Source organism: Kitasatospora sp. NPDC041917 (genome assembly GCF_055589745.1).
On record NZ_JBVJBI010000006.1, the window covers coordinates 282,469 to 307,597 of the forward strand.

Here is a 25,129-nt window from a genome sequence, read left to right on the forward strand (position 1 = left end):
CGTCCGGCAGTTGCGCGCCCCGGGTTCCGCGGAACCCGGGGCGCGCTGCTGTTCGAGGGGGCCGGGGGAGTTCAGGCCGGGGTGGTGCGGAGGAGGGGGCGCAGGGCGGGGAGGGGGGCGTGGTCGGCGCGCCAGAGGAGGCGGAGGTGGAGGGGTGGGGGGTCGAGGGGGAGGCGGGTGAGGGTGCCGGCGGTGAGGTGGTCGTGGACGGCGTGGGTGGGGAGGAGGGCGATGCCGAGGCCCTGTTCGGCACAGGCGCGGGTGGTGGGGACGGCGCCGGTGCGGAGGCGTTGGACGTGGTGGCCGAGGAGGCGTTCACCGGCGAGGTGGTAGGAGCAGGCGGGGGTGTCGACGAGGAGGCGGTGGCCGCGGAGGTTCTCGGGGGTGAGGGTGGAGGCGCGGGCGAGCGGGTGGGTGGGGGCGGCGACCAGGGCGAGGGGGACGGCCTGGAGGTCGAGGTGGTCGAGCAGGGCGGGTGGCAGGGGGAAGCCGAGGGCGCCGAGCGGGCCGGGGGCGTCGAGGATGAGCGCCGCTTCCAGGGCTCCGGCGGCGACGCCGTCGAGCAGGACGTCCCGGGTGCCATGGGTGTGGAGGGATATGTCCAGGTCGGGGCGGCGGTCGGTGAGGCGGGCCAGGACGGTCGGGAGGTGGGTGGCGGCGACGGCCGCCAGGACGCCGAGGCGCAGGCGGGTCCGGGTCACGACGACCTCGCGGCGGGCCTGTTCGGCCTGGTCGAGGAGTCGGCGGGACCAGGGCAGTAGTCGTTCCCCGGCCGAGGTGAGGGTCAGGTCGTGCCGGGCCCGGTCGAACAGGTCGGTGCCGAGGCTGTGTTCGAGGGTGCGGACCTGTTCGGAGACGGAGGCCGGGGCGAGTCCGAGTGCCACGGCCGCGCCGGTGACGGTGCGGTGGGTGACGACGGCTTCGAAGACGCGCAACTGACGTAGTTCCACTGGTTTCCCCGGTTCCCCCGAAGGTCCGTACCCGTGTCCGTGCTGCGGGACAGGGTAGGGGGTGTACGGGGCGGATGGGGATTCCGGCCGGTTTCGGAGGCCCGTCCAACCCGGGCGGACCACGAACGCGGCGCCCACTCCGAACTGCTGGCCCGGGACGGCCGGTACGCCCACCTGCTCCGGGTGGGCAATACGCCTGCCGCCACCGGAGGTCAGCGCCCGGTCGGGTTCTCCGTCCGTACGGCGAGGGCGTGGGCCTCGTGCAGGGTGCCGGTCGCCCCGGCGTGGTCGCCGTGGACGAGTTGGGCCATGGCCAGGTCGGTGAGCGCCCTGACCAGGCGCCGGGTGTCGTGGGCGGGGCCGGTCGTGTGGAGGCGGCGTTCGATCCGGACGCTCCGCCGCAGCCGGGGGAGCGTGAGGTGGGCGTAGGAGCTGGGATGGTCTCCACGGACCGCCCGGCGCAGGTCGAGCCGCCGGGTGAGGGTGCCGAGGGTGGCGAGCAGGTCGCGGTCCTCCGGCAGGGGCAGTGGGCCGTCGGCGTGCTCGGACGGGCCCTCCTCGTCGGGCAGGCGGTCGGTGGGCTCGGGCTTGCCCGTGATGGCCTCGACGGCCCGCGCGAGGGCGACCAGTCCGTCCTCGAAGGACGCGCGCAGGCTGAAGGACCAGTGGTGGAGGTCCAGGCCCAGCACCGGTTGGAGGCGCCGTCCCGGGTCGACGCCGAGCGCGAGCGGGTCCGGGGCGTCGGCCGCGGCCTGTTCGTCCCGTACGCCGGAGCGGGCGAACAAGGCGCTCCGCAGGCCCTCGTTGAAGCCGAAGTCGCCGGCGTCGCCGCGGGCGGGCAGGCGCTCGCAGGAGCGGGCGGCATCCGCGAGCAGCCGGTGCGACTGTTCGGTGCGGCCCAGATCGGCGAACCACAGGGCGGCGCCGGCCGCCCGTAGGGCCGGGACGGGACTGCGGGCCGGTTCCGTGCGGCCCTCGCGCAGCCAGGCGAGGGCCTCGTGTTCGATGGCCACGGCCTCCTCGGTGCGGTCCGCGAGGCGGAGCAGCGCGGTGAGGTCGAGCAGTCGCCACGTCAGGTCGCTCCCGCCGGCTTCGGTCACCGCCCGGGAGCGGTCGGCCACCGCGCGGGCGGCGTCCACGGCCTCGTCGAACCGTCCCTCCTCGGCGAGGCCGTGGGCGAGGTCGGCGTGCAGGACGGCGGCCTGGCCGAGGCCCTCCACCGGCCGGGCCGCTTCGGCGCGCGAGGCCAGGTCGGCCGCCTCCTGTCGGGCGGCGAGGGCGGGGCCGTCGGCATGCGCTCGGGAGTGGTGCAGGGCGAGGGAGGACAGCGCGCGGGCGGCAGCGGCCAGGTGTTCGGTGCCGCCGTCGGCGACCAGGGCGCGGTAGATGCCGGCGGACTCCTCCAGGAACGGGACGGCGTCCTCGGGCCGGGGCCTGGGCCGGCCGTAGGCCCGGCCCCGCAGCGCCTCGGCCAGCGCGGGCAGGCCCGAGGCGGGGTCGGTGCGGGCCTGGACCCGGAGCCGGGCGACCGTCTCGTCGGTGACGGGGTCCCGTCCCCACCGGCGTGCTCGCGGTGCGGCGTGGTCGGACGGGGCTCCGTGCGTGGGTGTCACGCGATTCCTTCCGGGGCGGGGGACGAGGGGTCTCCCGGCCGAACGTCCTTCCACCGGCGAGGAGTTCCGGGCCACCGCCGGCGCGCCGCTGCGAGGGGAGCCGCCGCCGCGTGTGCCCTACCCGGCGAGCGTGCCGTCCAGGTACTCCCGCACCGGCGGGAACAGCGGGAGCGGTACGTACTCGGCCAGCTCGGCGCGGGACACCCAGACCACCCGGTCCAGTTCGTCGGAGTCCCTCACCATGGCGGTGCCGCCGACCACCTCGCAGGCCGTGTACGCCATCCGCCGCCCGCTCTGCGGATGTTCCCGCTCGCCGAGCAGCCGGGCGGCGGCGACGTGGAGGCCGGTCTCCTCGGCGGTCTCGCGCACGGCCGCCTCCTCCGGGGACTCGTCCGGCTCGACCTCCCCGGCGGGGAACTGCCAGGACAGCCTGCCCTCGGCGACCCGCCGCCGCACCATCAGCACCCGGCCGTCCTTGACCACGATCGCGACGGCGACGGTGGGGAGTTGCTCGGGGTTCTGCTCGGTCATCGCTCTGCTCCTCGGGCCTGCTCCGGTGTCGACGCCATCTTGGCCCGAGGCCGAGGCCACGATCGGGTACCGGTGGGCGGCCGCGTGTCGTGGCCGCCGCCGGCTACCGGTGCGCCGGTCCGTAGAGCGCGGACGGCGCGCCGGTGGCCAGCGCCCAGTAGCGGTCCCCGTACGACCAGTGCCACCACTCGGTGGGGTAGTTGACGAGACCGGCGCCGGTCAGGGCGTCGCTGAGCAGCCGCCGGTTGGCGCGGGCCTGCGCGCCGACGTTCTCGGCGTGGGTGTAGCAGGCCCCGGCGCTCTCCTCCGGACTGGCGTTGACCCTGGTGCCGAGGTCGAGTTCACGGCCGTCGGCGTCGACGAGGGTGAGGTCGACGGCGGCCCCGGCACTGTGCGGCGCGATCTCCGGCGGTGAGACGTAGCGGCTCGTCGCCGACCTGATCCGGTCGTCCGGCCAGTCGGGGTTCGCGGCCCGCAACTCGGCGGCGTACTCGTCGAAGTAGCGGCTCTGGAGCGCCGGTGGCCGGTAACCCTCCACGAACAGCAGCCGCAGGCCGTCGGGCAGAGCGGCCTGCGCGTCGAGCAGCCGGTCCAGGACGCCGGCCCGCAGCTGCGCGAAGGCCCCGTCGCCGTCCTGCTTGCGCTCGTCGACGAGGAGCCTGGTGCCGCTCCGTACGTCCAGCAGCTGTTCGTCGCTCTCCCCGGCGGGGATCGCGGCGACCTTCGGGTCGGACATGAGGATGATCTCGCTCAACACGCCTCCTGGGGAAGGGAACCCACGCTACGGCAGGGGAACGCCGTGCTCCAGGTAGAGGGCCTGAGTGCGGGCCGGGCCCTGCGCCGGCTTGCGTAGGCCCGGAGACGCTCAGTTCTTGCTCCGACTGTTGCCGGTCTGAGCGGTTCGGCGAGTCGGGCTACGGGTGGGGCAGATCGAGGACCATCACATCGTGTCGGGCCGCGCCCTCCCAGGGAATTGCTGATCCGACCCGCCGGTAGCCCCAGGCCCGGTAGGCGGCCTGGGCGTTCGTCGCCTCCGGTCGGGTGTTCAGCATCACTCGGCTGTCGTCGAGCGCTTCGATGAGGACATGGTGCATGCGGGAGGCGATGCCTTGGCGGCGCCACTGAGGCCGGACCGCCAGTTCGAAGAGGCCGAAGGTCCGTTCGCCGTCCTCGTGCCTGAGATCGGCGGGCGCGGGATCGGTCAGGGTGTCCCACCACCCGGTGCCCGCCGACAGCGGGTAGCCGTAGGCCATCCCCACGACGGTGTCGTCGTCGGAGGCGATCGCTGATCGGAACCCGCGCCGCCGTGTCTGGGAGCGGAACCGCCGAAACGCTCGCTCCACATCGGCCGGACCTTCACCGTAGGGAGGCTCCGCGAATGCTTCGGCGAACACCTGCTTCAACTCCGACTCCAGCTCGGCAGTTTGCTCACCGTTCAGGAGCTGAACCGTCACTGTCACACCGCCCTCTGCTTCCGGGCCGAAACCCCAAGTACCCGAAGTTCCTCAACACAGTCTCGCGCTACCGCCGTATCCATGTGGGCCGCCAGCGACGCCACCATGCGCAGCCGGTCCGTCAGCCGGGCCGAAGTCATCCCTTTCGCCGCGCTGGCACTGGTCACCGCCTCTGCGCAGGACTCCTCGACCTCTCCAGCCCTCATCAGTACCTCGGCCAGCCGCGCCCGGTACAGCGCTGCATTTCGGCTGTAAGTCGGACCGAGATGTTCGATTGCTGACCGAAGGAACGGGACCGCGTATGCGAGTTGTCCTGTTTCCACGTGCCACGCAGCAGTGGCATAGTCCACCTCGACCTGGCCGGCGAACGCCGTCCATGGAGGTGCGTCGGTGTCTCCATCCGATCGGTCTTGCCATGTCATTGCCCGAGAGAGGGCTCGCCGAGCACCTGCGTAGTCACCAGCAGCTGAGAGAGCCCGAGCCTGTCGCAGGGCGACCACTGACTTCACCTTGGGTCCGCCCTGTGTCTGAGCGATCTCCCCGGAGGCGGTCGCGGCAGCGACCGCCTCCCATGGCCGCTTCTGCTCGACCGCCAGCAAGGACAAACTGTCGAGGGCGCGAACCTCCAACAGTGGATCGCCGACCAGGCGGGCGGAGGTCAGCGCCTCGGTACACGCCGCACGGGCGGAAGCCGATCTCCCCGCGTCGAACTCGATCCATCCGAGGTGGGAGTGCAACGTTCCGACCAGCGCGTGAAGATCGCGTCCGATGGGAGCGAGATAGGCGCCTCCGGTCATGGCCTTCTCGATGCTCTGGAGCACGCTCACGGCAGCTTGCCGGGCGACGCGGCCACCTTGCGAGTGGTCGATGGTGTACAGGTCGGCGACCTTCGATCGAAAGGTCTGAATATCGGCAGCACCGATTCGCCGACCCCTCCTCGCGGGGGGCAGGACGGAAGCCCCAAGAAGCGCTCCGACATCTACAACGAACCGCCGACGCTGCACGGCGTCCTCCTGACACCTGCCCTGTGATGCGACGGCTGCCCGTTCCTGCGGCATTGCGAAGCCGAGTTCAGCCAGGGGGACACCCAGCAGAGCTTCGAGTACAGCCTGCTGGCCAGGGTGAGGCAGCGGAGGGTTGGTGGACTCCCATCTCCTGAGATGGCGAACGCTCACCGTAGAGCGGACATCCATGCGTCGTGCCATGTCCAAGAACGCGGAAACAAAGTTCTCCTGCGTGTAGCCGGCAGCCTTCCGCAACTCGCCCAGTGATCGCGTTGCCACAGAACCCCCAGCCGTCATACGCGCTCTTCCGCCGGACATGCCTGCCGGAACCAAAAGTCCGGTGAAACGTCCGGTCGCACAAGCCCCATGCGCGGTCTCGGGGCAGTGAACTAGGAATACCTCGCCGGCAGATCAGACGCTAGGGAGGAATCGACCAGACCACCCGAGGGAGTGACCTCGATGTCTCCGCCTATGCCATCAGCCCAGGTAGACCTGAATCGGAAGCAGCCGACCTGCCCTCCGGTGACCACTGGCACCGACCTCGATGTCATCCCTCGGGTGGCCACCAGGCCGGCTACTGCCTGCCTGCCGTACCAGGCTGAGTCTGTGGGCGCTGCGCGTCGCGTCGTTGGCGCGAAGTTGCGGGATTGGGGGCTGGACGCGTTGGTGGACGATGCCTTGTTGATCGTCAGTGAGCTGGCCACCAACGCCGTCGAGACCGGCTGCCAGACGCACATGGTTGTCGCCGTGCGTCGCCCGAGCGACCGGATCGTCCGCATTCTCGTCGGTGACGGCTCCCGCACGATGCCCGTGACGATCCAGGCCGGGCCCTACGCGACGTCGGGGCGCGGGCTTGCGCTGGTCCACCGGCTCACTCAAGGCCGCTGGGGTGTCAGCCTCCGTCCGTTCGGGAAGGTCGTGCACGCTGATCTCCCGATGTCCGATCCGACGTCGCGGTGAACCGGCCGCTGAGTTGCATGTCGTCGTCGCGGGCCTGGTGCTGATCGGCCGCACCACTGAATTCCGGCCGCACCACTGAATCCCGGCCGCGCCGCCGGGCCGGCGGCGCGGCCGGGATCGTCTCTTCCTCCGCTTTCCGCCTTGAAAGGAGTGCCGCCATGTCCTGGCAGGAGCCGAAAACGCCCCCGCCGAAGCCGGCGGGTCCGCGCACGCCCCGCCCGCCGGACCGGTGGGCCGGCGACCACGATCTCCAACGCGTCGAGAGGAGCAGGCAGATGGGAAAGCACGGCGGAGGGCCCGGCGGTGACGGGCCCGGCACGGCGGGCGGAGGCAAGGGTGGCAGCCACTCCGGGAAGCCGGACACGGCGTCGCAGGACGGCAGGCGGGACGCCCCGCCCACCAACCTGCCCAAGCGGTCGAAGCCTTGAGAGGAGCAGCTACGTGAAGTGGAACGCGCTCGCCGACGCACTCCTGGAATCCGGGGCGCTGTCGGCTGACTGGGAGCGGGCGTTCCGGGCCGTGCCGCGCGGGCTGTTCGTTCCGGATCGGATCCACCACGGCGGTGAGTGGATCGATCGGACGGAACGCCCGGTCGAGTGGGGTGAGTTGGTCGGCTCCGACCTCCCCCTGGTGACCCGGCTGGACGAGGACGGCAGCACGCCGTCCTCGGCCGGCTCGATGCCCACCGTCGTGGCCCGGATGCTCCGGCATCTCCAGGTGGCGGACGGCGTGCGGGTGTTGGACATCGGCACCGGCACGGGCTGGACGGCCGCGCTGTTGGCCCGCCGGCTCGGGGCGGCGAACGTCACCACCGTCGAGCTGGACGCCGAACTGTCCGTCGCCGCGCAGCACCGTCTGGCATCAAATCAATTTCCAGTCAAGGCCGTTGTCGGCGATGGCATGCTCGGCCATCCGGCGGGCGCGCCGTACGACCGGGTCCACGTCACCGCCGCCGTGCAGCGCCTCCCTGCGGCGCTGATCGAGCAGACGGTGCCCGGCGGCGTGATCGTCGTCCCGTACGGCACGGCGTTCTGCAACGGCGGGCTGCTGAAGCTCACCGTCGCCGAGGACGGCCGGTCTGCGAGCGGGCCGTTCGTCGAGGACGTCGCCTTCATGTGGGTGAGGGGCCAACGCCCCGGCAGCGGCGAGTTCGAGATCGAGGACGTCCGGCACGGCCCGTCCGGACTCGACCCCGCCGCCGTGGCCGAGCACACCGACGCCGCCTTCGCGATCGGGCTGCGGCTGCCTGGCCTGTTCCGGCAGGAGGTCTCGGCTGGTTACGACCGGCTCGGCACCGGCCGGTTCGAGGCCTGGGATGGGGTCTCGTACGCCCACTGCCGCCTCGCCGACTGGGATGGCAGGCACGCCGTCTCGCAGTCCGGCCCCCGCGACCTGTGGGACGAGGTGACCGCCGCCCACGCCTGGTGGCAGCGCCAGGGCGAGCCTGGCCTCGACCGGTTCGGCCTGACCGTCACCGTCGCCGGCGAGCACCGGGCGTGGCTGGACGACCCGGACCACGTGGTCGGTTGACGAGGTGCGGTGAAGCGCGCCCCGGGCTCGCGAGCCCGGGGCGCGCTGGGTTGTGCGCGCACGCTCCGCCCGAATAGGTGATGTGAGATGGAGTTTGATGAGGCGTTACCGAATTACGGTGAATATTGCGGTGCCGGGTGCTCGGGAGGGTGCTCGGTGCGTGAGCACATAGGTAACCCCGGCGGTGCGCCAACACCCCGGGGTATGGCACCAGGAGAAGAAGACTCCAAGATGCAGATTCACCGTATCCCACAGCATGCCCCCGGGTACACGATCCTCGACAACGGCCACGTCGTCCGTAAGCACTCGCTGAGTTGGGCCGCGCGCGGGCTGCTGAGCTACCTGCTCAGCCTGCCGGACGGGGCACGGGAGGACATCCGTACCCTCGCCGCCAAGAGTGTGGAGGGGCGCACGACCGTCGCCCGAGCGCTCAGGGAGTTGGAGGCGGCGGGGCACTACGTGCGTCGTACGTTGCGGGACCCGCTGACCGGGCAGGTGCGGACGGTCGTTTCCGTTCACGAGGTGCCGGTGACGGGCAAGGCGGTGCACACCGTGCCGCCGCTTCCCGTGGCCCCGGCCGCCGGTGCCCCAGCTCCAGGCAAGCCAGGCGGCGGGGAGGCGGGAAGCCCTTCCAAGGAACTGAAGGCCAAGGACGTGGAAGAGCCTTCCGTCCGTCCTCCCGAGAAGTTGACGGCCGGCATGGCGCTGCTGCTCGAACTCGGTCGCCGGGAGCCCCGGATGGCATTGGCGGGGAAGCCCTTGAGTGATCAGGCCGCGCGGGTGGAGGGGTTGCTCGCGGGCGGGTGGACGCGAGACGCGCTGGCGGGGATCATCGCGGCGCCGCTGCCGGACAGGGTCACGCACAGCGTGGGGGCGATCGTGGCGGCGCGGATCGCCAAGGTGCCGATCGTTCCGGCACCCAGGCAGGAAAGCGGCGGCCCGCGCCAACACGAGTGCCCCGGTCGGGGCGGGATGTGCGGGCGGCCCGTCGCCAGCGCAGGGCAGGTGTGCGGGGTGTGCCGCCGTTAGGGCTCCGGCGGCCGGAAGGTGACCGGGGCGTCGAAGGCGGCGCGGCGGGTGGTCCGGCGCAGGGCGCGCAGGACGGGGGTGCCGAGAGTGAGGCACAGGACGACGGTCAGGGCGGCCCGGGGCAGGTCCCAACCCAGGGACGTGGTCAGGCAGTACGCGGCGAAGCGGACCAGGTTGGCGGGCAGCGGGTCGCCCGGCACGAAGGAGATGGAGCCGGCCAGGCCGCCGATGTACGGCCAGCCCTGGAGGTTCATGATCGTGCCGTACAGCAGGGACGCGACGGCGCCGTACCCCGCGAGCAGCCAGAGTTCGCGGCGCCCGCGCAGGGAGGAAGCACCCGGCAGCAGACCCGCGCCCAGGCACACCCACCCCATCGCCAGCATCTGGAACGGCAGCCACGGCCCCACCCCGCCCGTCAGCAGTGCGGAGGCGAACATCGACAGCGAGCCGAGCACGAACCCGAAGCCCGGTCCGAGCACCCGCCCGGAGAGCACCATCAGGAAGAACATCGGCTCCAGCCCCGCCGTGCCCGCGCCGAGCGGCCGCAGCGCCGCGCCCGCCGCGGCCAGGACGCCCAGCAGGGCGACGGACTTGGCGTCCAGCCCGGGCGCCCCGCCGCCCGCCGAGCGGCCTTCGGAGATCTGGGCGATGACGACGGCGAGGAGAAGAGGGAGGAGGAGCGCGAACAGCCACGGCGCGTCCGCGGAGTGGCCGACCAGCGCCGACTTGGTGGAGGCGAGCAGCGGCCAGCCGAAGGCCGTCACGCCGACGGCCGTGACGAGGAGCAGCGCGGTGACGGACCGGCGCCCCAGGGGGACGGGACGAGTGCTCATGCGCCCAGCGCCTCCGCGACCTGCCCGACGGTGAGCCACGGCCCGGGCGCCAGTACCTTGGCGACCTGCGGGGCGAAGGCCGGCGAGGAGACCACCACCTCCGCGGTCGGCCCGTCCGCGACGATCTCGCCCTCGGCCAGGATCACCGTGCGGTGGGCGAGTTCGGCGGCCAGTTCGACGTCGTGGGTGGCGAGGAGTACGGCGTGGTCCTCGGCGGCGAGGGCGCGCAGGATCTCCACCAGCCGGGCCTTGGCGGCGTAGTCGAGGCCGCGGGTCGGCTCGTCCAGGAGCAGCAGCGGGGGCCGGGCGGTGAGTACGACGGCGAGGGCGAGGGTGAGCCGCTGGCCCTCGGAGAGGTCGCGCGGGTGGGCGTCGTCGGCGATGCCGGGCAGCAGGCGTTCCACCAGGGCGCGGCAGGTGCCGGCGGCGGCGCCCGCGTCGGTGTCGGCCGCGGCGCACTCGGCGGCGACCGACTCGCCGTAGAGCAGGTCGCGCGGTTCCTGCGGGACGAGGCCGACCTCGCGGATCAGTTCGGCGGGGCGGGTGCGGTGCGGGGTGCGGCCGCCGACCTCGACGCTGCCGGAGGCCGGGGTGTGCAGGCCGACCAGGCTGCCGAGCAGGGTGGACTTGCCGGCGCCGTTGCGGCCCATCAGGGCGGTGATCTCGCCGGGGCGGAGCGCGAGGTCCACGCCGCGCAGGGCGGGGACCGGCCCGCGCCGGACGGCGAGGCGGTCGGCAACGGCGATGGGGGTGCCGGACGAAGAACCAACGGCGGCGGGTGTCCGGCCGTCCAGTTCGGCGCGCAGCGGGGCGGCCTTGCGGCGCGCGTCGCGGACCGAGAGCGGCAGCGGCCGCCAGCCCGCGAGCCGGCCGAGGCCGACCACCGGCGGATGCACCGGGGAGTGCGCCATCACCTCGGCGGGCCCGCCGAGGACGGGCGGGGCGCCGGGGGTGAGCAGCAGCACCTGGTCGGCGTACTGGACGACGCGTTCCAGCCGGTGCTCGGCCATCAGCACGGTGGTGCCGAGGTCGTGCACCAGCCGCTGGAGGACGGACAGCACCTCCTCGGCCGCGCCCGGGTCGAGTGCCGAGGTGGGTTCGTCCAGGATCAGCACGCGGGGGTGCACGGTGAGCACCGAGCCGATCGCGACGCGCTGCTGCTGGCCGCCGGAGAGGGTGGTCAGCGAGCGGTCGCGCAGGTCGGCGAGGCCGAGCAGGTCGAGGGTCTCCTCGACCCGGCGGCGCATCACGTCGCCCGGCAGGCCCAGGGACTCCATGCCGTAGGCGAGTTCGTCCTCCACCGTGTCGGTGACGAAGTGTGCCAGCGGGTCCTGCCCCACGGTGCCGACCAGGTCGGCGAGTTCGCGCGGCCGGTGCTCGCGGGTGTCCCGGCCGCCGACGGTGACCCGGCCGTGCAGCACCCCGCCGGTGAAGTGCGGCACCAGGCCGCTGACCGTCCCCAGCAGGGTGGACTTTCCGGAGCCGGAGGGGCCCACCAGCAGGCAGAGTTCGCCCTCGGGGACGGTGAGGTCGACGCCGCCGAGCGCGGGCGCGGCGGAGTCCGCGTACCGGACGGAGACCTGCTCGAAGGTGATCACGATGCCCTCCGGGGCGGGGTCGGGGTGGCGAACGCCGGCACCAGGCCGAGCAGGACGGTCAGCACGGCGGTCAGGGGCAGCGCGGGGACGGTCGGTGGGACGACGGTGGGGGCGAAGGCGGCCGGGTCCCGCGCGGCCAGGTAGACGGTGAGGGCTGCCACGGCCGCGCCGGAACCGGCGGTCAGCCATTCCGGAAGGGCCCACGGGTCCGGCCGGTAGCGGCTTCTGGCGGAGCGTCGGCCGCCGAGCAGCAGTCCGGCGAAGGCGGCGGCCAGGCCGAGCAGCAGGACGGGCAGGGCCCAGCCCGCGCCGCCGGCCGTCAGCAGCCCGTACGCGGCCAGGCAGACCCCGAGCAGCCCGGCCAGGGTGAGTGCCGCGGTCGCCCGGGCGAGCCGGCGCGGGACGTCGGCGGTGCGGCCGAAGCCCCGGGTGTCCATCGCGGCGGCCAGCGCGATGGACCGCTCCAACGCGCCCTCCAGTACCGGGATTCCGACGCTCAGCACGGCGGCGACGCCCTTGTCGGTGCGGCCGCGCAGGCGCCGTGCGGCACGCAGTCGGCGGACGTCCGCGACCAGGTTGGGCGCGAAGGTCATCGCCACGACGACGGCGACGCCCGCCTCGTAGAGCGCGCCGGGCAGGGTGCGCAGCAGGCGGGCCGGGCTGGCCAGGGAGTTGGCGGCGCCGACGCAGATCAGCAGGGTGGCCAGCCGCAGCCCGTCGTACAGTGCGGCGAGCAGCCCCTCGGCGGTGACCCGGCCGCCGATCCGCACGCCCTGCGCCCAGACGGGCAGCGGGAGTTCGGGCAGGGTGAACAGCACGTGGGTGCCGGCGACCGGCGAGCCGAGGAACACGGCGAACACCAGCCGGATGCCGAGCACCAGCAGGCCCAGCCGCAGGAACGCCCCGTACGAGCGCGACCAGGGCGCATCGCCGCGCCGGGCCGCGACCACGTACCCGGCGACGGCGGCGAGCAGCAGCAGGATCGCCGGGTTGGTGGTGCGGGTGGCCGCCGCGCCCAGCCCGAGCGCCCACAACCACCAGGCCCCGGGGTGCAGTTGACGGGGGCCGGTGGGCGGCCGGGTGCTACGGGCGGTGCTGCTCACGGTGTTTCCTGGGTGGGGGACTAGGAGTGACGGCGGCGGCGCGCCTGCCGGACGGCACCGCCGGCGAGGACGGCGAGCAGCGCGCCACCGGCGATCAGGCCGATGTCGGGGCCGCTGCCGCTGCTGCCGCCGCCCTGGTCGGCGGTCCGGGCCGCGCCCGCCGCGCCGATCCGGTCGCCGCAACCCGCTTGCGGGTACCCGGCGATGGCGCACAGCAGCCCGTTGGTGTCGTAGCGCAGCGGCGGGGCGACGGCGGCCAGCACCTCGGCCGAGGTGGCGCGGGGCGCGACGGCGGCGCAGGCGGTCCGCTGCCCGGGCACCGGGGCGGCGGACGAACCGGCGTCCTCGGCGGTCCCGAAGTCCAGCACGACGGCCACCCGCTTGCGGCCCTCCTGGGCGGGCGTGTCCGCGCAGATCTCCGCGAAGCTCCCGGCGGTCCGGGGCTGCGCGGCGTCCTGCCCGCCGTCCGGGCTCAGCGCGTACCGCCACCCGTCCACCGAGCCGTCCGGCGGTACCGCGACGGCGGGCCCCTGCTGCTGGTACGTCCAGGCCCCGCCCTCGGCGCCGCGCCAGAACGACCAGTAGCGGTAGCCGGCGGCCTGCGCGGGGGCGGCGGAGGTGAGCACCAGCACCGCCCCGAGGAGGGGCAGGAGCAGCGCGGCGACGGCCCGGCGGGTGCGGACGTCGGCGCCCGCCGGGGCGGGGCGGGGTGCGGGGCGCATCAGAGGTGGGGGGTGCGCTTGCGCTGGAGGCTGAGCACGAGGCCGCCGCCGATGCCGACGAGGAGGCCGACGCCGATGAGCCAGTACTGGCCGATGCCGCCGTCCTTCTTCTCCTTCGGGGCCTCCGTCGCCGAGGCGGCGGCTTCGGCGGCCTTGGGCGTCGGGCCGAGGGCGGTGAGTTGGCCGGTCAGGGCGGCGGTGTCGCGGTGGGCGGCCTGGGCGACCAGCAGGAGGGTGGCGGTGGCGCCGGCGTCGGTGCCGCCCTTGGTCCAGGTGGCGCCCTCCTTGGTGAGCCAGTCGACGGCGCCGGCGGCCTGCTGGGGGTGGCCGCTCTGGGTGAGGGCGAGGGCGGCCCAGGCGGTGGCGGTGTAGTCCGGGGTGGGGGCGGCGCCGGGGGTGGTGAGGGTGAGGTGGTCGCCGCCGGCCGCGAGCTGGGCGGTGAGGTAGGCGCCGACGGCCTCGCCGGAGTCCGCGTGCGGGACCGGGGCGGAGGCGGCCGCGGCGTCGGAGGCGCAGGTGAGGGCCTTGGGCGCGGAGTCGGCGTGCACCGAGGTGGCGACCGGCAGGTGGCCGCCGCCGGCGGCGAGCGCGGCCTGGCCGCTGGCCAGGGCGTTCGGGGTGAGGGTGCCGCCGGCCGGGTCGGGCTGGTAGGCGAAGGCACCGCGCTGGTCCGCGGGGGCGGCGCAGCCGAGCTGGAACAGGGCGAGCCCGTCGAAGGCGGACCTGCCGGCCTTGGCGACGCCCGCCGGGTCGGCCTTGGCGGCGAACAGCGCGTTGACGGCGAGCCCGGTGGAGTCGGCGTCACCGGGGTTGCCCGGGTTGTAGGCCCAGCTGCCGTCGGCGTTCTGGTTGGTCCTGAGCCAGGCGACGCCCTTGTCGACGGCCTCCTGGTGCCCGCCGAGGGCGACCAGGGCCTGGACGGCGACGGCGGTGGCGTTGCTGTCCTCGAACGTGGGGTCGCAGGCGGTGCCGGCGTTCCGGTAGGAGGGCCAGCCGCCGTCCTCGCACTGCTGGCCGGTGAGCCAGCCGACCGCGGAGTCGGCCGGGGTGACCTTGGCCGCCGCCAGCGCGGTGAGCGCGAGGGACTGCCGCCAGACGCCGTCGTACGTCGGGTCGCTCTTGCCGTACAGGCCGTCCGGGACCGTGGGCGGGGAGACGTCGGCGAGGGCCGGGCCGGCGGCGACGCCGGTGAGCAGCGCGGCGGACAGGGCGGCGGCGCCCAGGCGGGCGGCGGTCAGCATGGTGCGGGTGTGCCTTTCGGTGAGCGGTGGTGGCCCGGTCGGGGCCGTTCCGTAGTCCTCGACGGTGCCGGGCGCGTGCGTCCGGACGGGCCGCTCGCCCCTCCCCGGGTGCTCCGACTCGTCCGGGCGGCCGAGGGCGGCGCCGGTCTCACGGCTGCGGGGTCGGCGCCGGATTCGCACCGGCTTTCCCCGGGGGAGGAGCGGGATCGAGTTGTGCCGACTGTCGACTCTAGCCGCCGGAGCACGACGAGCGGCCCGGGGCGGGCAGGAACAGGTTCCAGTCGGCGGCGGGAGGAGGACGGTTCACGGCAGGGTGAGCAGCCGGGCCGCGGTGTGCAGGTCGGCCCGTACCTCGGCGATCGAGGCGCGGCCGGAGAGCCAGGCGACCAGCGCCGAGTGCCAGGTGTGCTCGATCACCCGTACCGCCGCGCGCTGGCTCCCGGTGGGCGGTCCGGACTGGCCGATCGCGTCCAGGATGAGCTGTCCGGTGGCCACGCTGACCTGGTCCACCTCGGCCCCGACCGAGCGGTCCGCGAAGGACAGTGCCCGGACCATGGCCTCGGCCAGCAGCGGTTCGCGCTGCAGCGCGTGGAAGGCCCGGGTGAGGGTGTCGGCGACCCGCAGCGCCGGTTCGAGGTCGGTCGGCGGGTGGCGCCGGATGTGCTCGTGGAGGCCCTGCAGCTGCTCCAGCATCACCGCCACCAGCAGGTGCACCTTGGACGGGAAGTACCGGTAGAGCGTGCCGAGGGCGACCTGCGCGCTCTCCGCGACCTCCCGCATCTGCACCGCCTCGTACCCGCCGCGCACCGCCAGTGCGGTGGCGGCCCGCAGGATGCGCCGGCGCCGTTCGGCCTGGCGCGCGGTCAGCGGCGGCTCGCCCGGAGGGGAGACCGGCGGCAACGTCGAAGGAGGGGGTGGCGGCAAGGGTGCTCCCGGGCGGGCGAGAGTGGCGGCGTGCTCCACATGGTCGGCAGGATTCGGCGTGGCGGGAATCACCAGCCCTGGCTCCTGGGGAAAAGCTACGGGCCGGTATCTTCGAGGTCTCTCATGGTTCACGTGGTCGACGACGAGTTCCCCAGCCACTGAAACCTGATCTACTTTAGCGACCGGAAGCACGACCGGCAGCACCGATAGCAGCTAGAGAAGAGGGCCCAGGATGACCGCGCAGCCGCTGCGGATTGCCCTGCTGTCGTACCGCGGTGACCCCTTCTGCGGGGGTCAGGGCGTGTACGTACGACACCTCTCCCGCGAGCTGGCACGGCTCGGCCACCACGTGGACGTGATCGGCGCCCAGCCCTACCCGGTGCTCGACGAGGTCGACGGCCCCGGCTCGGTGCGCCTGGTGGAGCTGCCCAGCCTGGACCTCTACCGCGCCGACGACCCCTTCCGCACCCCGGCCCGGGGCGAGTTCCGCGGCCCGGTGGACGTGCTGGAGTTCGCCACCATGCGCACCGGCGGCTTCCCCGAGCCGCTCACCTTCTCGCTGCGCGCCCGCCGGTACCTGGCCGCCCACAAGGGCCGCTACGACGTGGTCCACGACAACCAGACCCTCGGCTACGGCCTGCTCGGCCTGGCCCGGCACGGCTTCCCGCTGGTCACCACGATCCACCACCCGATCACCGTGGACCGGCAGCTGGAGCTGGACGCCGCCACCACCCGGGGCAAGCGGCTCTCGCTGCGCCGCTGGTACGCCTTCACCCGGATGCAGCGCCGGGTCGCCGCCCGGCTGGACCACGTGATCACCGTCTCCGGGACCTCGCAGCGCGAGATCGCCGAGCACCTGGGAGCCGCGCCGGACGCGATCTCGGTGGTGCCGATCGGCGCCGACACCCGGCTCTGGTCGCCCTCGGCGGAGATCGGGCGCGTCCCCGGCCGGATCGTCACCACCTCCAGCGCGGACGTCCCGCTGAAGGGCCTGGTCTTCCTGGTCGAGGCGCTCGCCAAGGTGCGCACCGAGCGGGACGCCCACCTGGTGGTGGTCGGCAAGCCGCAGAAGGAGGACGGGCCGGTGGCCGAGGCGGTGCGCCGCTTCGGGCTGGCGGGGCACATCGAGTTCCGCAGCGGACTGACCGACCGCGAGCTGGTCGACCTCTACCGCTCGGCCGAGGTGGCCTGCGTCCCCTCCCTGTACGAGGGCTTCTCGCTGCCCGCCGCCGAGGCGATGGCCACCGGCACCCCGCTGGTCGCCACCACCGGCGGGGCGATCCCCGAGGTGGCCGGGCCGGACGGGGAGACCTGCCTGGCGGTGCCGCCGGGGGAGGCGGACGTGCTGGCCGCCGCGCTCGGCCGGCTGCTGGACGACCCCGAGCTGCGGGCCGGACTCGGCGCGGCCGGACGGCGGCGGGTGCTGGCCCGGTTCACCTGGGAGCGGGCCGCCGAGCTGACCGCCGAGGCCTACCGCGCGGCGATCGCCACCGGCGTCGGCGCCCGGGCCCGCTCGGGGCCGGGCTGGCGGTACGTGGCCTAGGGCCCGGTCGACGCGCACGGGCCGGCGGCGCCGTCCCGGTCGGCCGCCCGGCCGGTGACGGCGGGTCGGTGACGGCGGGTCGGGGCCCGCCCGGCGCAGTGCGACGTGCTGAACGAAGGCCTGACGAGGCGTCAAGAACGCTTGGCAGCAATAGGAATGGGAGTCCAGCAGTGCTGACCGTCGATTTCTCGCGCTTCCCGCTCGCCCCTGGCGACCGGGTGCTCGACCTGGGCTGCGGCGGGGGCCGGCACGCGTTCGAGTGCTACCGCCGCGGCGCCAACGTGATCGCCCTCGACCAGAACGCCGGGGAGATCGCCGAGGTCAGGAAGTGGTTCGCGGCGATGGAGCAGGCCGGTGAGGCCCCCGAGGGGGCGTCGGCGGTCGCGATGGAGGGCAACGCGCTGGCGCTGCCGTTCGAGGACGAGTCCTTCGACAAGATCATCATCTCCGAGGTGATGGAGCACATCCCGGACGACAAGGGCGTGCTCAACGAGATGTTCCGGGTCCTCAAGCCGGGCGGCCTGCTCGCCGTCACCGTGCCTCGCTGGCTGCCCGAGAAGATCTGCTGGGCGCTGTCCGACGAGTACCACGAGGTCGAGGGCGGCCACATCCGGATCTACCGGGGCGACGAGCTGCTCGGCAAACTCAAGGACGCCGGCCTGGAGCCGTACGGCACCCACCACGCGCACGCGCTGCACTCGCCGTACTGGTGGATCAAGTGCGCGGTCGGCGTCGACAACGACAAGGCGCTGCCGGTGAAGGCGTACCACCAGCTGCTGGTCTGGGACATCGTCGGCACCCCGGTGATCAGCAGCCTCACCAAGGCCGCCGAGCGGGCGCTCAACCCGGTGATCGGCAAGAGCTTCGTCGCGTACGCCTCCAAGCCCAACCGCGCGCCGGGCAGGACGGCATGACCGCCGCCGTCCCCGAGGTGCTGCTGCTCGACGGGGTGCTCGACGCCGAGCAGGCCGCCGACACCGTCCGCAGCATCCTGGCCGAGCAGCGCCCCGACGGCGCCATACCGTGGTTCGCCGGCCACCACCTCGACCCCTGGGACCACACCGAGGCCGCGATGGCCCTCGACACGGCCGGCGAGCACGCCGCCGCCGAGGCCGCCTACCGCTGGCTCGCCGCCGCCCAGAACCCGGACGGTTCCTGGTACGCCGCCTACACCGACGGCGTGGTCACCGACCGGGCCAAGGAGAGCAACTTCTGCGCGTACGTCGCGGTCGGGGTCTGGCACCACCACCTCAGCACCGGCGACGACGCCTTCCTGGAGTGGATCTGGCCGGTCGTCCGGCGCGCCCTGGACTTCATCGTCGGCCTGCGGCTGCCCGGCGGCCCGATCGCCTGGCGGGTCTCCGAGGACGGCACCGCCACCGACGAGGCGCTGCTCACCGGCTCGTCCAGCATCCTCCACGCGCTGCGCTGCGGCCTGGCCGTCGCCGAGTACCTGGAGGAGCCGCAGCCCGACTGGGAGCTCGCGGCCGGGCGGCTGGGGCACGCCGTCTCCCACCACCCCGAGCGGTTCCTGGACAAGGACCGATACTCGATGGACTGGTACTACCCGGTGCTCGGCACCGGCCTGCGCGGCGACGCGGCGGTGGCCCGGATCGAGCGGGACTGGGAGCGCTTCGTCGTCCCCGGCCTCGGCGTGCGCTGCGTCAGCGACCGCCCGTGGGTGACCGGCGGGGAGAGCGCCGAGCTGGCGCTCGCGCTCTGGGCGATCGGCCAGTCCGACCGCGCGGTGGACATCCTGCGCTGGATCCAGAAGCACCTGCGGCACGAGGACGGCTCGTACTGGACCGGGTACGTCTTCGAGGACGACGCGATCTGGCCGGAGGAGCGCACCACCTGGACGGCCGGGGCGCTGCTGCTCGCGGTGGCCGCGCTCGGCGGGGACCCGGCGACGGTCTCGGTCTTCGGCGGGGAGCAGCTGCCGGCCGGGCTGGTGGTCGAGGACTGCTGCTGAGCCGGACGCGCGTGCGGTAGCCGGACGCGCAGTCGGACGCGCAGTCGGACGCGTACGGCGGTCGAGTACGCGTACGGAAGGCGAGCGCTCAAGCGGAAGGGGCGGGACCGGAGAACCGGTCCCGCCCCTCGCGGTACGCGCCCGCGGGCGTCAGCCGCGCTGGATGCCCGTGGTGTCGGCCAGCACGCCCTGGCTGCCGTCCGGCAGCTGCGCGACCAGCGCGGCGCCGCGCTGCTCGACGGCCAGGTACCAGGTGCCCGGCACGACCTCGCCGACCGGGGCGCCGGCCGGGTTGTCCTTCGGGGCCAGCTGGCGCGGGGCCGGGACGGCGAACCAGAACGGCTGGAAGTCCGCCGCCGGGGCGGCCGCCTGCTGCTGCGCGGCCGGGGCCGGCTGCGGCACCGGGGTGCCGGCGTCGTGCGGCTGGACCGGCTGGCCGGGCTGCGGCTGGCCGGCGCCCGGGTAGCCGTAGCCGCCCTGGCCGCCGAACGCCGGGTCGTGGCCCTGGGCCGGGTAGCCGTACTGACCGGGCTGGCCGGGCGCACCCGGGTGACCGGGCTGGCCCGGGTAGCCGTACTGGCCGGGGACGGCCGCCGGGCGGTCGGAGACCAGCGGGGCCTTCAGTGCGGGCACCAGGGGGCTCGCGGCGGCCGCGCCGGCGAGCACGATCAGCGCGATGAAGCCGAGCCAGGCGCCGAAGCCGTGGCTGACGTTCGGGCCGTACGGGCTGGCGCCCAGGGACCAGACCGAGGTCCACAGCGCGGCGACCGCGAAGGCGATGCCCCACTGGTCCAGTCGCAGGCCGAGGACCTGTCGGTTGGCCGCGGCCTGGCCCTGGAAGCGCTGCACCAGGATCAGCGCGGCGGCGACGATGCCGAGCAGGTAGATCGAGGGCAGGACGGGGAACAGATCGGTGCTCCACGCGTTCTTTGAGGCGTCCGCACAGAGCCGACCGCTGCAGTCCGCGGCCAGATAGGGCAGGAAGGAGGCGATGAAGAGCAGGACGGCCGCGCCTGCGACGGCGGCGTCTCCCCTGGTGAGAGCGCGCAGATTCACTAACGTTCCCCTCGTTGACGTGTCGTGGACGGTGGTTCGTGCGGTCGGGCCGACCGGCCGAAACTCCCGAACGGACCAGAAGCCTAGGCCCAACCGTCCTGCCGGTGCACGGCGGGACCGGGAATGGGGCGAAGTCGTTGCAAACCGTGCGGTCCGGGCGGAGCGTCGTCCTCCGGGGGTGTGCGGTTCAACTCCCGTGTCGCTCTTCGGTCTTCTCTTGGGTCGTCAGGAACGCGGTCAGCGCGTCGGCGATCCCCTGGGCCGCCTGTTGGCGCCACTGAGGGTCCGTCATCCGCTTCGCGTCCGTCGAGTTGCGCATGTTACCGCACTCGATGAACACCTTGGGGACGGTGGAGAGGTTGAGGCCGCCCAGGTCGGAGCGGGTGTCCAGGCCGTCCTTGGCGATGTAGTCCGCGTACGGTTCGCCGGTCGCGGCGTGGAACCGCTCGCGCAGCAGGAGGCCGAGCCGGTGCGAGGGATCGACGATGGCCGCGTTGTCCGCCTTTCCGGCCACCACCCTGGCGGGCATGATCACGTGGAATCCGCTGCCGCTCGCCGGGCCGCCGTCCCCGTGCACCGAGAGTGCGACGTCGGCGTGCGCGTCGGTGCCCGCGCGGGCGCGTTCGTCGATGCACGGGCCCCAGGGGCGGTCGCCGTCCTGCGCCAGCACCACCTTGGCGCCCCGGGCGGTCAGGATGGCGCGGGCCCGGCGGGAGACGTCCAGGGTGTACTCGGCCTCGGAGTAGCCCGCGTTGGTCTCGGTGCCGGTGGTGTCGCACTCCTTGCGGGTGTTGCCGATGTCCACCTGGCGGTTGATCTCGGCGGTGTGGGCGGAGTTGCCGGGGTTGTGGCCGGGGTCGAGCAGGACGGTGCGGCCGGCCAGGCCGGTGGCGGTGTCGGCGGGCGGGGCCGGGGGCCCGGCCGAGGGGGCGCCGCCGGTGGGGCCGCTGTCGGTGGGCGCCGGCGCGACCGGAGGGGTGAGGGGTGTGCCGGTGGCGGCCGGCTGGTCCGTGGCCGGCTGGTCCGTGGCCGTCGGAGCCGTGGTCGGAGCCGGGGGTTCGGCGGCCGGGGCCGAGCCCGGGGGCGACGTGGCCGGGGACGACGTGGCCGGGGCCGCCGCGGCGCCCGCCGGGCCGGAGTGGTCGAGGGCCCGCCAGCCGAACCAGCCCGCCGTGCAGAGCGGAACGGCCACGGCCGCGGCCGTGGTGGCGCGCAGCAGGGCGGAGCGGCGGGGCGGTCGGGCGGCGGAACCGGTCACTGGTCGGTCAGATCCTGTCCTGGGTGCGCGGAGTCAGACCGTAGTTCTTCGCGATCACGTTCCACTTGGTCATGAAGTCCGTCTTCGCCTGGGTGGCCTTCGGGTTGAGCTCGTCCGCGCGCTTCTTGTCAGGGGTGGCCGGGGCCCTGCCGGTGCAGCCCTGGGCGGCGACGGCGCGCGCCCAGCTCGCGTACGCCTTGTCGATGTCGGCCGACAGCTGCCAGGCGGACTTCAGCGAGTTCACCGCGTCCGCGCCGCCCGGCACGTCCGTGACGGTCAGTTGGGAGAGCTTGGCCAGCAGGGCGGCCCGCTGGCTCGCGCCGTTGTCGAAGTCCTGCGCGGCGCTCTCGATGTCGGCCTTCGGCGGGCAGCTGGTCACCTTGGCGACGGCGCTGCCGATCGGGGCCTTGGCGTTCTCGCCCTCGCTGAGCAGACTGTCCAGCGCCTGGGCCTGCGTGCCGGCGGCCGGGCCGGGGCCGGTCGCGGTCGGGGACGGCGTGCCGGTGGGCGAGCCGGAGGCGCTCGCGGCGGCGCTCGGTGCGCCGTCCGTGCCCGTGGGCGCGGGGGCGGGCGGCAGGTTGTCCGGGCCGGTCGCCGGGGCGGAGGCCGGGGCGGGCGCGGCCCGGTCGTCCTTGTCGCCGCCCTGGAGGGCGAACAGCAGGCCGCCGCCGATCGCCAGCACCAGCAGCAGGGCCGAGCCGATCAGCAGCGGGGTCCTGCGGCTGGTGGGCCGGTCCTCGTCGTCCCCGTGGCCGGTCGGATGGTCGGGCTGGGTGCCGTAGGGGGGCTGGGCGCCGTACGGGGACTGCGGCGGGGCGGCGGGCGGCTGCAGGAGGTAGTCGTAGCCGGGGGCCTGCTGCGGCGCCTGCTGCGGGGCGTGGGACTGCGGACCCGCATGGGAGGGGAACGGCGAGGCCGGGGGCGGGGCGGCCGGGGGCGGCGGGGCGGCGGGGAACAGGCGGGCGGTCGGCGGATCGTAGCCGGGCGAGGCGGCCAGGTACGGGCGGGCGCCCAGCGGCGGGCCCTGGTCGCCGACGGCGCCGGGCACGGACGGCGGGGCCATCGGGCCGGGGTGGGCGGCGGCCTGCGGAGCCGTGGACTGCGGGGCTGCGGGAGGCTGGGGGGCGACGGGTGCCCCGGGGGCGGACTGCGCTTCGGCCGGGCGCTGCGGGCCGCGCACCCAGCCGCCGGCGCCGCCGCGCGCGGTGGGGTCCCAGACCGCCGGAGCGCTGTTCTGCTGGTCCGTCATGTCGCTGCTGGCCCCCACCGTCCGCCGATGCCCTGCGCTCTGCCTGGTGCTGCGCGGCCACCGTACCGTTCGAACCCCCGCCCGACAGCCCTGGCACGACGTTAGAGCATCGGTGCGGGGACGCGGGAACGAACGCGCTACCGGGCGGCTCGGCGCAGGACCCGCAGGGAGCCCGTCACCGAGACCTCCTCGAAGCCCTCGGCCAGCGCCCGCAGGTACACCCGGTACGGGGCCTGGCCGCCGTCCGCCGGATCCGGGAAGACGTCGTGCACCACCAGCAGGCCCTCCGGCGCCAGGTGCGGCACCCAGCCCTCGTAGTCGCCGGTCGCGTGCTCGTCGGTGTGCCCGCCGTCGATGAACACCAGGCCCAGCGGGCGCCCCCACAGCGCGGCGATCCGCGGCGAACGGCCGACCAGCGCCACCACGTGCTCCTCCAGCCCGGCGGCGTGCAGGGTGCGGCGGAACCTCGGCAGGGTGTCCATCAGCCCGACCTCGGGGTCGACCAGCGTCGAGTCGTGGTACTCCCAGCCGGGCTGCTGCTCCTCCGAACCGCGGTGGTGGTCGACGGTCAGCGCGACCGTCCCGGCCTCCCGCGCCGCCGCCGCGAGCAGGATCGCCGAGCGGCCGCAGTAGGTGCCGATCTCCAGCACCGGCAGCCCGGTGCCGCGCGCCACCGCCACCGCCGCCGCGTACAGCGCGAGCCCCTCGTCCACCGGCATGAACCCGGTGGCCTCCTCGAACGCCGCCAGCACCTCGGGCGCCGGCTCGGCGCTCAGCAGCAGGTCGGACATGCGGTGCTCCTCGGGGGTCGGGACGCGGGCGGACGTGCACGGACCCTACTCGACGGTAGCGGCGGGGAGAGCGGCGGGGACATCGGCGACGACGTCGGTGGGGACGCCAGCGGGGGTATCGACACGGTGGTGATCATGGCGTGTTCCGGTGGTGGAAGGACGGTGAATCCGCACAGTTCCGCCGGCCGGTCGTTGTGGAACGCGTTCTCGTCGCGCCGCGCCGCCCGTGCCAGAATCGGCGCGACCGCCGATCCGAGGAACACCAGGCACCCCGGGAGCAGCACCATGCGCGCAGCCGTCCTGCACAAGACCGGCCAGGAGACCCTCGACGTCCGCGAGGACGTGACGGCCGTGGGCTTCGGGCCGGGCACCGTACGGGTCCGGATGCGCGCCGCCAGCCTCTGCCACTCGGACCTCTCCGCGATGAGCGGCGTGCTGCCGCAGCCCGCGCCGTTCGTCCCCGGGCACGAGGGCGCCGGGGACGTGGTGGAGGTGGGCGAGGGCGTCACCGGCCTCGCCGCCGGTGACCGGGTGGTGCTCTGCTGGATGGCCCCGTGCGGACGCTGCGACCACTGCCGCCGGGACCGCGGCCACCTGTGCATCGCCAGCCTGCGCGCCCTCGGCGCCCCGGGCTTCCGGATCGCCGAGGGCGAGCTGAACGCCTCCGGCTTCTACGGCACCGGGGCCTTCGCCGAGGAGGTCGTGGTCGCGGCGAACGCCGTCATCAAGGTGCCCGCCGACCTCCCCTACGAGGCCGCCGCGCTGATCGGCTGCGGCGTGACCACGGGCATCGGCGCCGCCGTGAACACCGCCCGGGTCGAGCCCGGCGCCTCCGTCGCGGTGATCGGGGCGGGCGGGGTCGGCGTGGCCACCGTGCAGGGCGCCCGGGTCTGCGGCGCCGGCCGGATCACCGTCGTCGACCCGGTGGCCTCGCGCCGCGAGCGCGCCCTGGCCTTCGGCGCCACCGAGGCGATCGCGCCCGAGGAACTGAAGGCGGCGGCCAAGAAGCTGCCCGGCGGCGGCTTCGACTACGTCTTCGAGGCGGTCGGCCGCGCGGCCACCGTCCGGGCCGGCTACGAGGCCGCCCGGCGCGGCGGCGCGGTGGTGGTCATCGGCGCGGGCGCGCAGGACGACCTCGCCCAGTTCACCATGGGCGAGCTGTTCTTCAACGAGAAGCGCCTGCTGCCCTCGCTGTACGGCGGGGCGACGGTGACGCGCACCATCGGGCTGGTGGTCGACCTCTGGCGGGCCGGGCGGATCGACCTCGACGGGATGGTCACCCACCGGGTGGGGCTCGCGGACGTCAACGAGGCGATCGCGCAGATGCGCAGCGGCGAGGCGCTGCGGACGGTCGTCACGATGGACTGAGGGCCGGGCCGGGCCGGGGCGGGATCCGGGGACGGCCGGGCGGGCGGGGAAGAGCGAGGGCCCGCCGGGGGAGTCCGTGATCTCCCGGGCGGGCCCTCGGGCGCGGCACCGCCGTGCGGTGCTGCTGCGCGGTGCCCTTGGTGCCGACGCCCTGGTGGTGGTGCGGTCAGCCCCGCGCGCCGGCCGCGCGGTGGCGGCCGTGCGGGTCGGTCTCCGGGCTGTCGTCGGCGGCGGAGCCACCGCGGTGGCGGCCGTGCGACCCGGTGTCCTTGGCCGTCTTCTCGTCGGCGTCGGTCCCGGTAACCGCGGGTCCGGTGGTGTCGGTGAGGGTGTCGGACATGAGATTCGTCTTTTCCGTGCGGAGGGTGCGGGTCATCGGCGCCCGGCCGGCGCCGGTGGC

24 protein-coding genes are annotated in these 25,129 nt (G+C 74.4%); 8 read left to right on the forward strand and 16 right to left on the reverse strand.

The features are described from left to right. Positions 1-71 precede the first annotated feature (71 nt). The 5 genes from ACZ6EM_RS10140 to ACZ6EM_RS10160 all read right to left on the reverse strand — a co-directional run bounded on the left by ACZ6EM_RS10140 (position 72) and on the right by ACZ6EM_RS10160 (position 4,548). Positions 72-935 (reverse strand): LysR family transcriptional regulator, encoded by an 864-nt coding sequence (locus ACZ6EM_RS10140; protein ID WP_452178908.1) that lies wholly within the window; start codon positions 933-935, stop codon positions 72-74. A gap of 227 nt (positions 936-1,162) precedes the next feature. Further along, positions 1,163-2,563, reverse strand: coding sequence for a hypothetical protein (locus tag ACZ6EM_RS10145; RefSeq protein ID WP_452178909.1), 1,401 nt, complete (start codon positions 2,561-2,563; stop codon positions 1,163-1,165). Positions 2,564-2,680: 117 nt separating this feature from the next. Beyond that, on the reverse strand, positions 2,681-3,094 hold the full coding sequence (locus ACZ6EM_RS10150) for an NUDIX hydrolase (RefSeq protein ID WP_465772208.1): 414 nt from the start codon (positions 3,092-3,094) through the stop codon (positions 2,681-2,683). A 103-nt stretch (positions 3,095-3,197) separates the two neighbouring features. Further along, a complete protein-coding gene (locus ACZ6EM_RS10155) occupies positions 3,198-3,848 on the reverse strand; it encodes a M15 family metallopeptidase (RefSeq protein ID WP_401047373.1) in 651 nt (216 codons plus the stop codon). Between the two features lie 160 nt (positions 3,849-4,008). Beyond that, complete coding sequence (locus tag ACZ6EM_RS10160) at positions 4,009-4,548, reverse strand: GNAT family N-acetyltransferase (protein ID WP_465772209.1); 540 nt, start codon at positions 4,546-4,548, stop codon at positions 4,009-4,011. A gap of 752 nt (positions 4,549-5,300) precedes the next feature. On the opposite strand from ACZ6EM_RS10160, the gene ACZ6EM_RS10165 reads away from it, so the two are divergent. The 4 genes from ACZ6EM_RS10165 (at position 5,301) to ACZ6EM_RS10180 (ending at position 9,071) form a co-directional block, all read left to right on the forward strand. Continuing rightward, the gene (locus ACZ6EM_RS10165; RefSeq protein WP_465772210.1) at positions 5,301-5,579 is read left to right on the forward strand and encodes a hypothetical protein; all 279 of its coding nucleotides are present in this window, start codon (positions 5,301-5,303) and stop codon (positions 5,577-5,579) included. 495 nt (positions 5,580-6,074) lie between these two features. Beyond that, on the forward strand, positions 6,075-6,512 hold the full coding sequence (locus tag ACZ6EM_RS10170) for an ATP-binding protein (protein WP_465772211.1): 438 nt from the start codon (positions 6,075-6,077) through the stop codon (positions 6,510-6,512). A 441-nt stretch (positions 6,513-6,953) separates the two neighbouring features. Continuing rightward, positions 6,954-8,042, forward strand: a complete 1,089-nt coding sequence (locus ACZ6EM_RS10175; RefSeq protein ID WP_465772212.1) for a methyltransferase domain-containing protein — start codon at positions 6,954-6,956, stop codon at positions 8,040-8,042. A gap of 231 nt (positions 8,043-8,273) precedes the next feature. Beyond that, positions 8,274-9,071 (forward strand): helix-turn-helix domain-containing protein, encoded by a 798-nt coding sequence (locus ACZ6EM_RS10180; protein WP_465772213.1) that lies wholly within the window; start codon positions 8,274-8,276, stop codon positions 9,069-9,071. Here the strand turns inward: ACZ6EM_RS10180 and ACZ6EM_RS10185 are convergent. The 6 genes from ACZ6EM_RS10185 to ACZ6EM_RS10210 form a co-directional block, all read right to left on the reverse strand. Then, entirely contained in the window at positions 9,068-9,904 is an 837-nt protein-coding gene (locus tag ACZ6EM_RS10185; protein WP_401047389.1) for an ECF transporter S component, read from the reverse strand. The two genes, ACZ6EM_RS10180 and ACZ6EM_RS10185, sit on opposite strands and share 4 nt — an antisense overlap. Continuing rightward, a complete protein-coding gene (locus ACZ6EM_RS10190; RefSeq protein ID WP_452178915.1) occupies positions 9,901-11,502 on the reverse strand; it encodes an ABC transporter ATP-binding protein in 1,602 nt (533 codons plus the stop codon). Before ACZ6EM_RS10190 ends, ACZ6EM_RS10185 begins: the two co-directional genes overlap by 4 nt. Continuing rightward, entirely contained in the window at positions 11,499-12,605 is a 1,107-nt protein-coding gene (locus tag ACZ6EM_RS10195; protein ID WP_465772214.1) for a CbiQ family ECF transporter T component, read from the reverse strand. The genes ACZ6EM_RS10190 and ACZ6EM_RS10195 overlap by 4 nt, the downstream gene beginning before the upstream one ends. Before the next feature lie 20 nt (positions 12,606-12,625). Beyond that, complete coding sequence (locus ACZ6EM_RS10200) at positions 12,626-13,327, reverse strand: SCO2322 family protein (RefSeq protein WP_465772215.1); 702 nt, start codon at positions 13,325-13,327, stop codon at positions 12,626-12,628. Next, on the reverse strand, positions 13,327-14,748 hold the full coding sequence (locus ACZ6EM_RS10205) for a prenyltransferase/squalene oxidase repeat-containing protein (protein WP_452178918.1): 1,422 nt from the start codon (positions 14,746-14,748) through the stop codon (positions 13,327-13,329). Before ACZ6EM_RS10205 ends, ACZ6EM_RS10200 begins: the two co-directional genes overlap by 1 nt. A gap of 123 nt (positions 14,749-14,871) precedes the next feature. After that, positions 14,872-15,468, reverse strand: coding sequence for a TetR family transcriptional regulator (locus ACZ6EM_RS10210; protein WP_359896874.1), 597 nt, complete (start codon positions 15,466-15,468; stop codon positions 14,872-14,874). Between the two features lie 256 nt (positions 15,469-15,724). Here ACZ6EM_RS10210 and ACZ6EM_RS10215 point away from each other — a divergent pair, with 256 nt between their 5' ends. From ACZ6EM_RS10215 to ACZ6EM_RS10225, 3 genes are all read left to right on the forward strand, one after another. Next, entirely contained in the window at positions 15,725-17,035 is a 1,311-nt protein-coding gene (locus ACZ6EM_RS10215; protein ID WP_465772216.1) for a glycosyltransferase family 4 protein, read from the forward strand. A 170-nt stretch (positions 17,036-17,205) separates the two neighbouring features. Continuing rightward, positions 17,206-17,949, forward strand: coding sequence for a class I SAM-dependent methyltransferase (locus ACZ6EM_RS10220; protein ID WP_401049646.1), 744 nt, complete (start codon positions 17,206-17,208; stop codon positions 17,947-17,949). Continuing rightward, positions 17,946-19,007, forward strand: a complete 1,062-nt coding sequence (locus tag ACZ6EM_RS10225; RefSeq protein WP_380352536.1) for a prenyltransferase/squalene oxidase repeat-containing protein — start codon at positions 17,946-17,948, stop codon at positions 19,005-19,007. The genes ACZ6EM_RS10220 and ACZ6EM_RS10225 overlap by 4 nt, the downstream gene beginning before the upstream one ends. A 150-nt stretch (positions 19,008-19,157) precedes the next feature. Here the strand turns inward: ACZ6EM_RS10225 and ACZ6EM_RS10230 are convergent, their stop codons facing one another. From ACZ6EM_RS10230 to ACZ6EM_RS10245, 4 genes are all read right to left on the reverse strand, one after another. Then, on the reverse strand, positions 19,158-20,063 hold the full coding sequence (locus ACZ6EM_RS10230) for a hypothetical protein (RefSeq protein WP_359896883.1): 906 nt from the start codon (positions 20,061-20,063) through the stop codon (positions 19,158-19,160). Between the two features lie 187 nt (positions 20,064-20,250). Continuing rightward, the gene (locus ACZ6EM_RS10235; protein WP_465772217.1) at positions 20,251-21,321 is read right to left on the reverse strand and encodes an N-acetylmuramoyl-L-alanine amidase; all 1,071 of its coding nucleotides are present in this window, start codon (positions 21,319-21,321) and stop codon (positions 20,251-20,253) included. A gap of 7 nt (positions 21,322-21,328) precedes the next feature. Then, on the reverse strand, positions 21,329-22,570 hold the full coding sequence (locus ACZ6EM_RS10240; protein WP_465772218.1) for a hypothetical protein: 1,242 nt from the start codon (positions 22,568-22,570) through the stop codon (positions 21,329-21,331). A 137-nt stretch (positions 22,571-22,707) separates the two neighbouring features. Next, a complete protein-coding gene (locus ACZ6EM_RS10245; protein WP_359896888.1) occupies positions 22,708-23,361 on the reverse strand; it encodes a class I SAM-dependent methyltransferase in 654 nt (217 codons plus the stop codon). Positions 23,362-23,646: 285 nt separating this feature from the next. Here ACZ6EM_RS10245 and ACZ6EM_RS10250 point away from each other — a divergent pair, with 285 nt between their 5' ends. Then, positions 23,647-24,729 carry an alcohol dehydrogenase catalytic domain-containing protein gene (locus ACZ6EM_RS10250; protein ID WP_401052594.1) on the forward strand — a complete coding sequence of 361 codons (1,083 nt, stop codon included), beginning with the start codon at positions 23,647-23,649 and terminating at the stop codon, positions 24,727-24,729. Positions 24,730-24,895: 166 nt separating this feature from the next. Here the strand turns inward: ACZ6EM_RS10250 and ACZ6EM_RS10255 are convergent, their stop codons facing one another. Then, positions 24,896-25,069: a hypothetical protein gene (locus ACZ6EM_RS10255; protein WP_401052591.1), complete on the reverse strand. Its 174-nt coding sequence runs from the start codon at positions 25,067-25,069 to the stop codon at positions 24,896-24,898. Between the last annotated feature and the right edge of the window lie 60 nt (positions 25,070-25,129).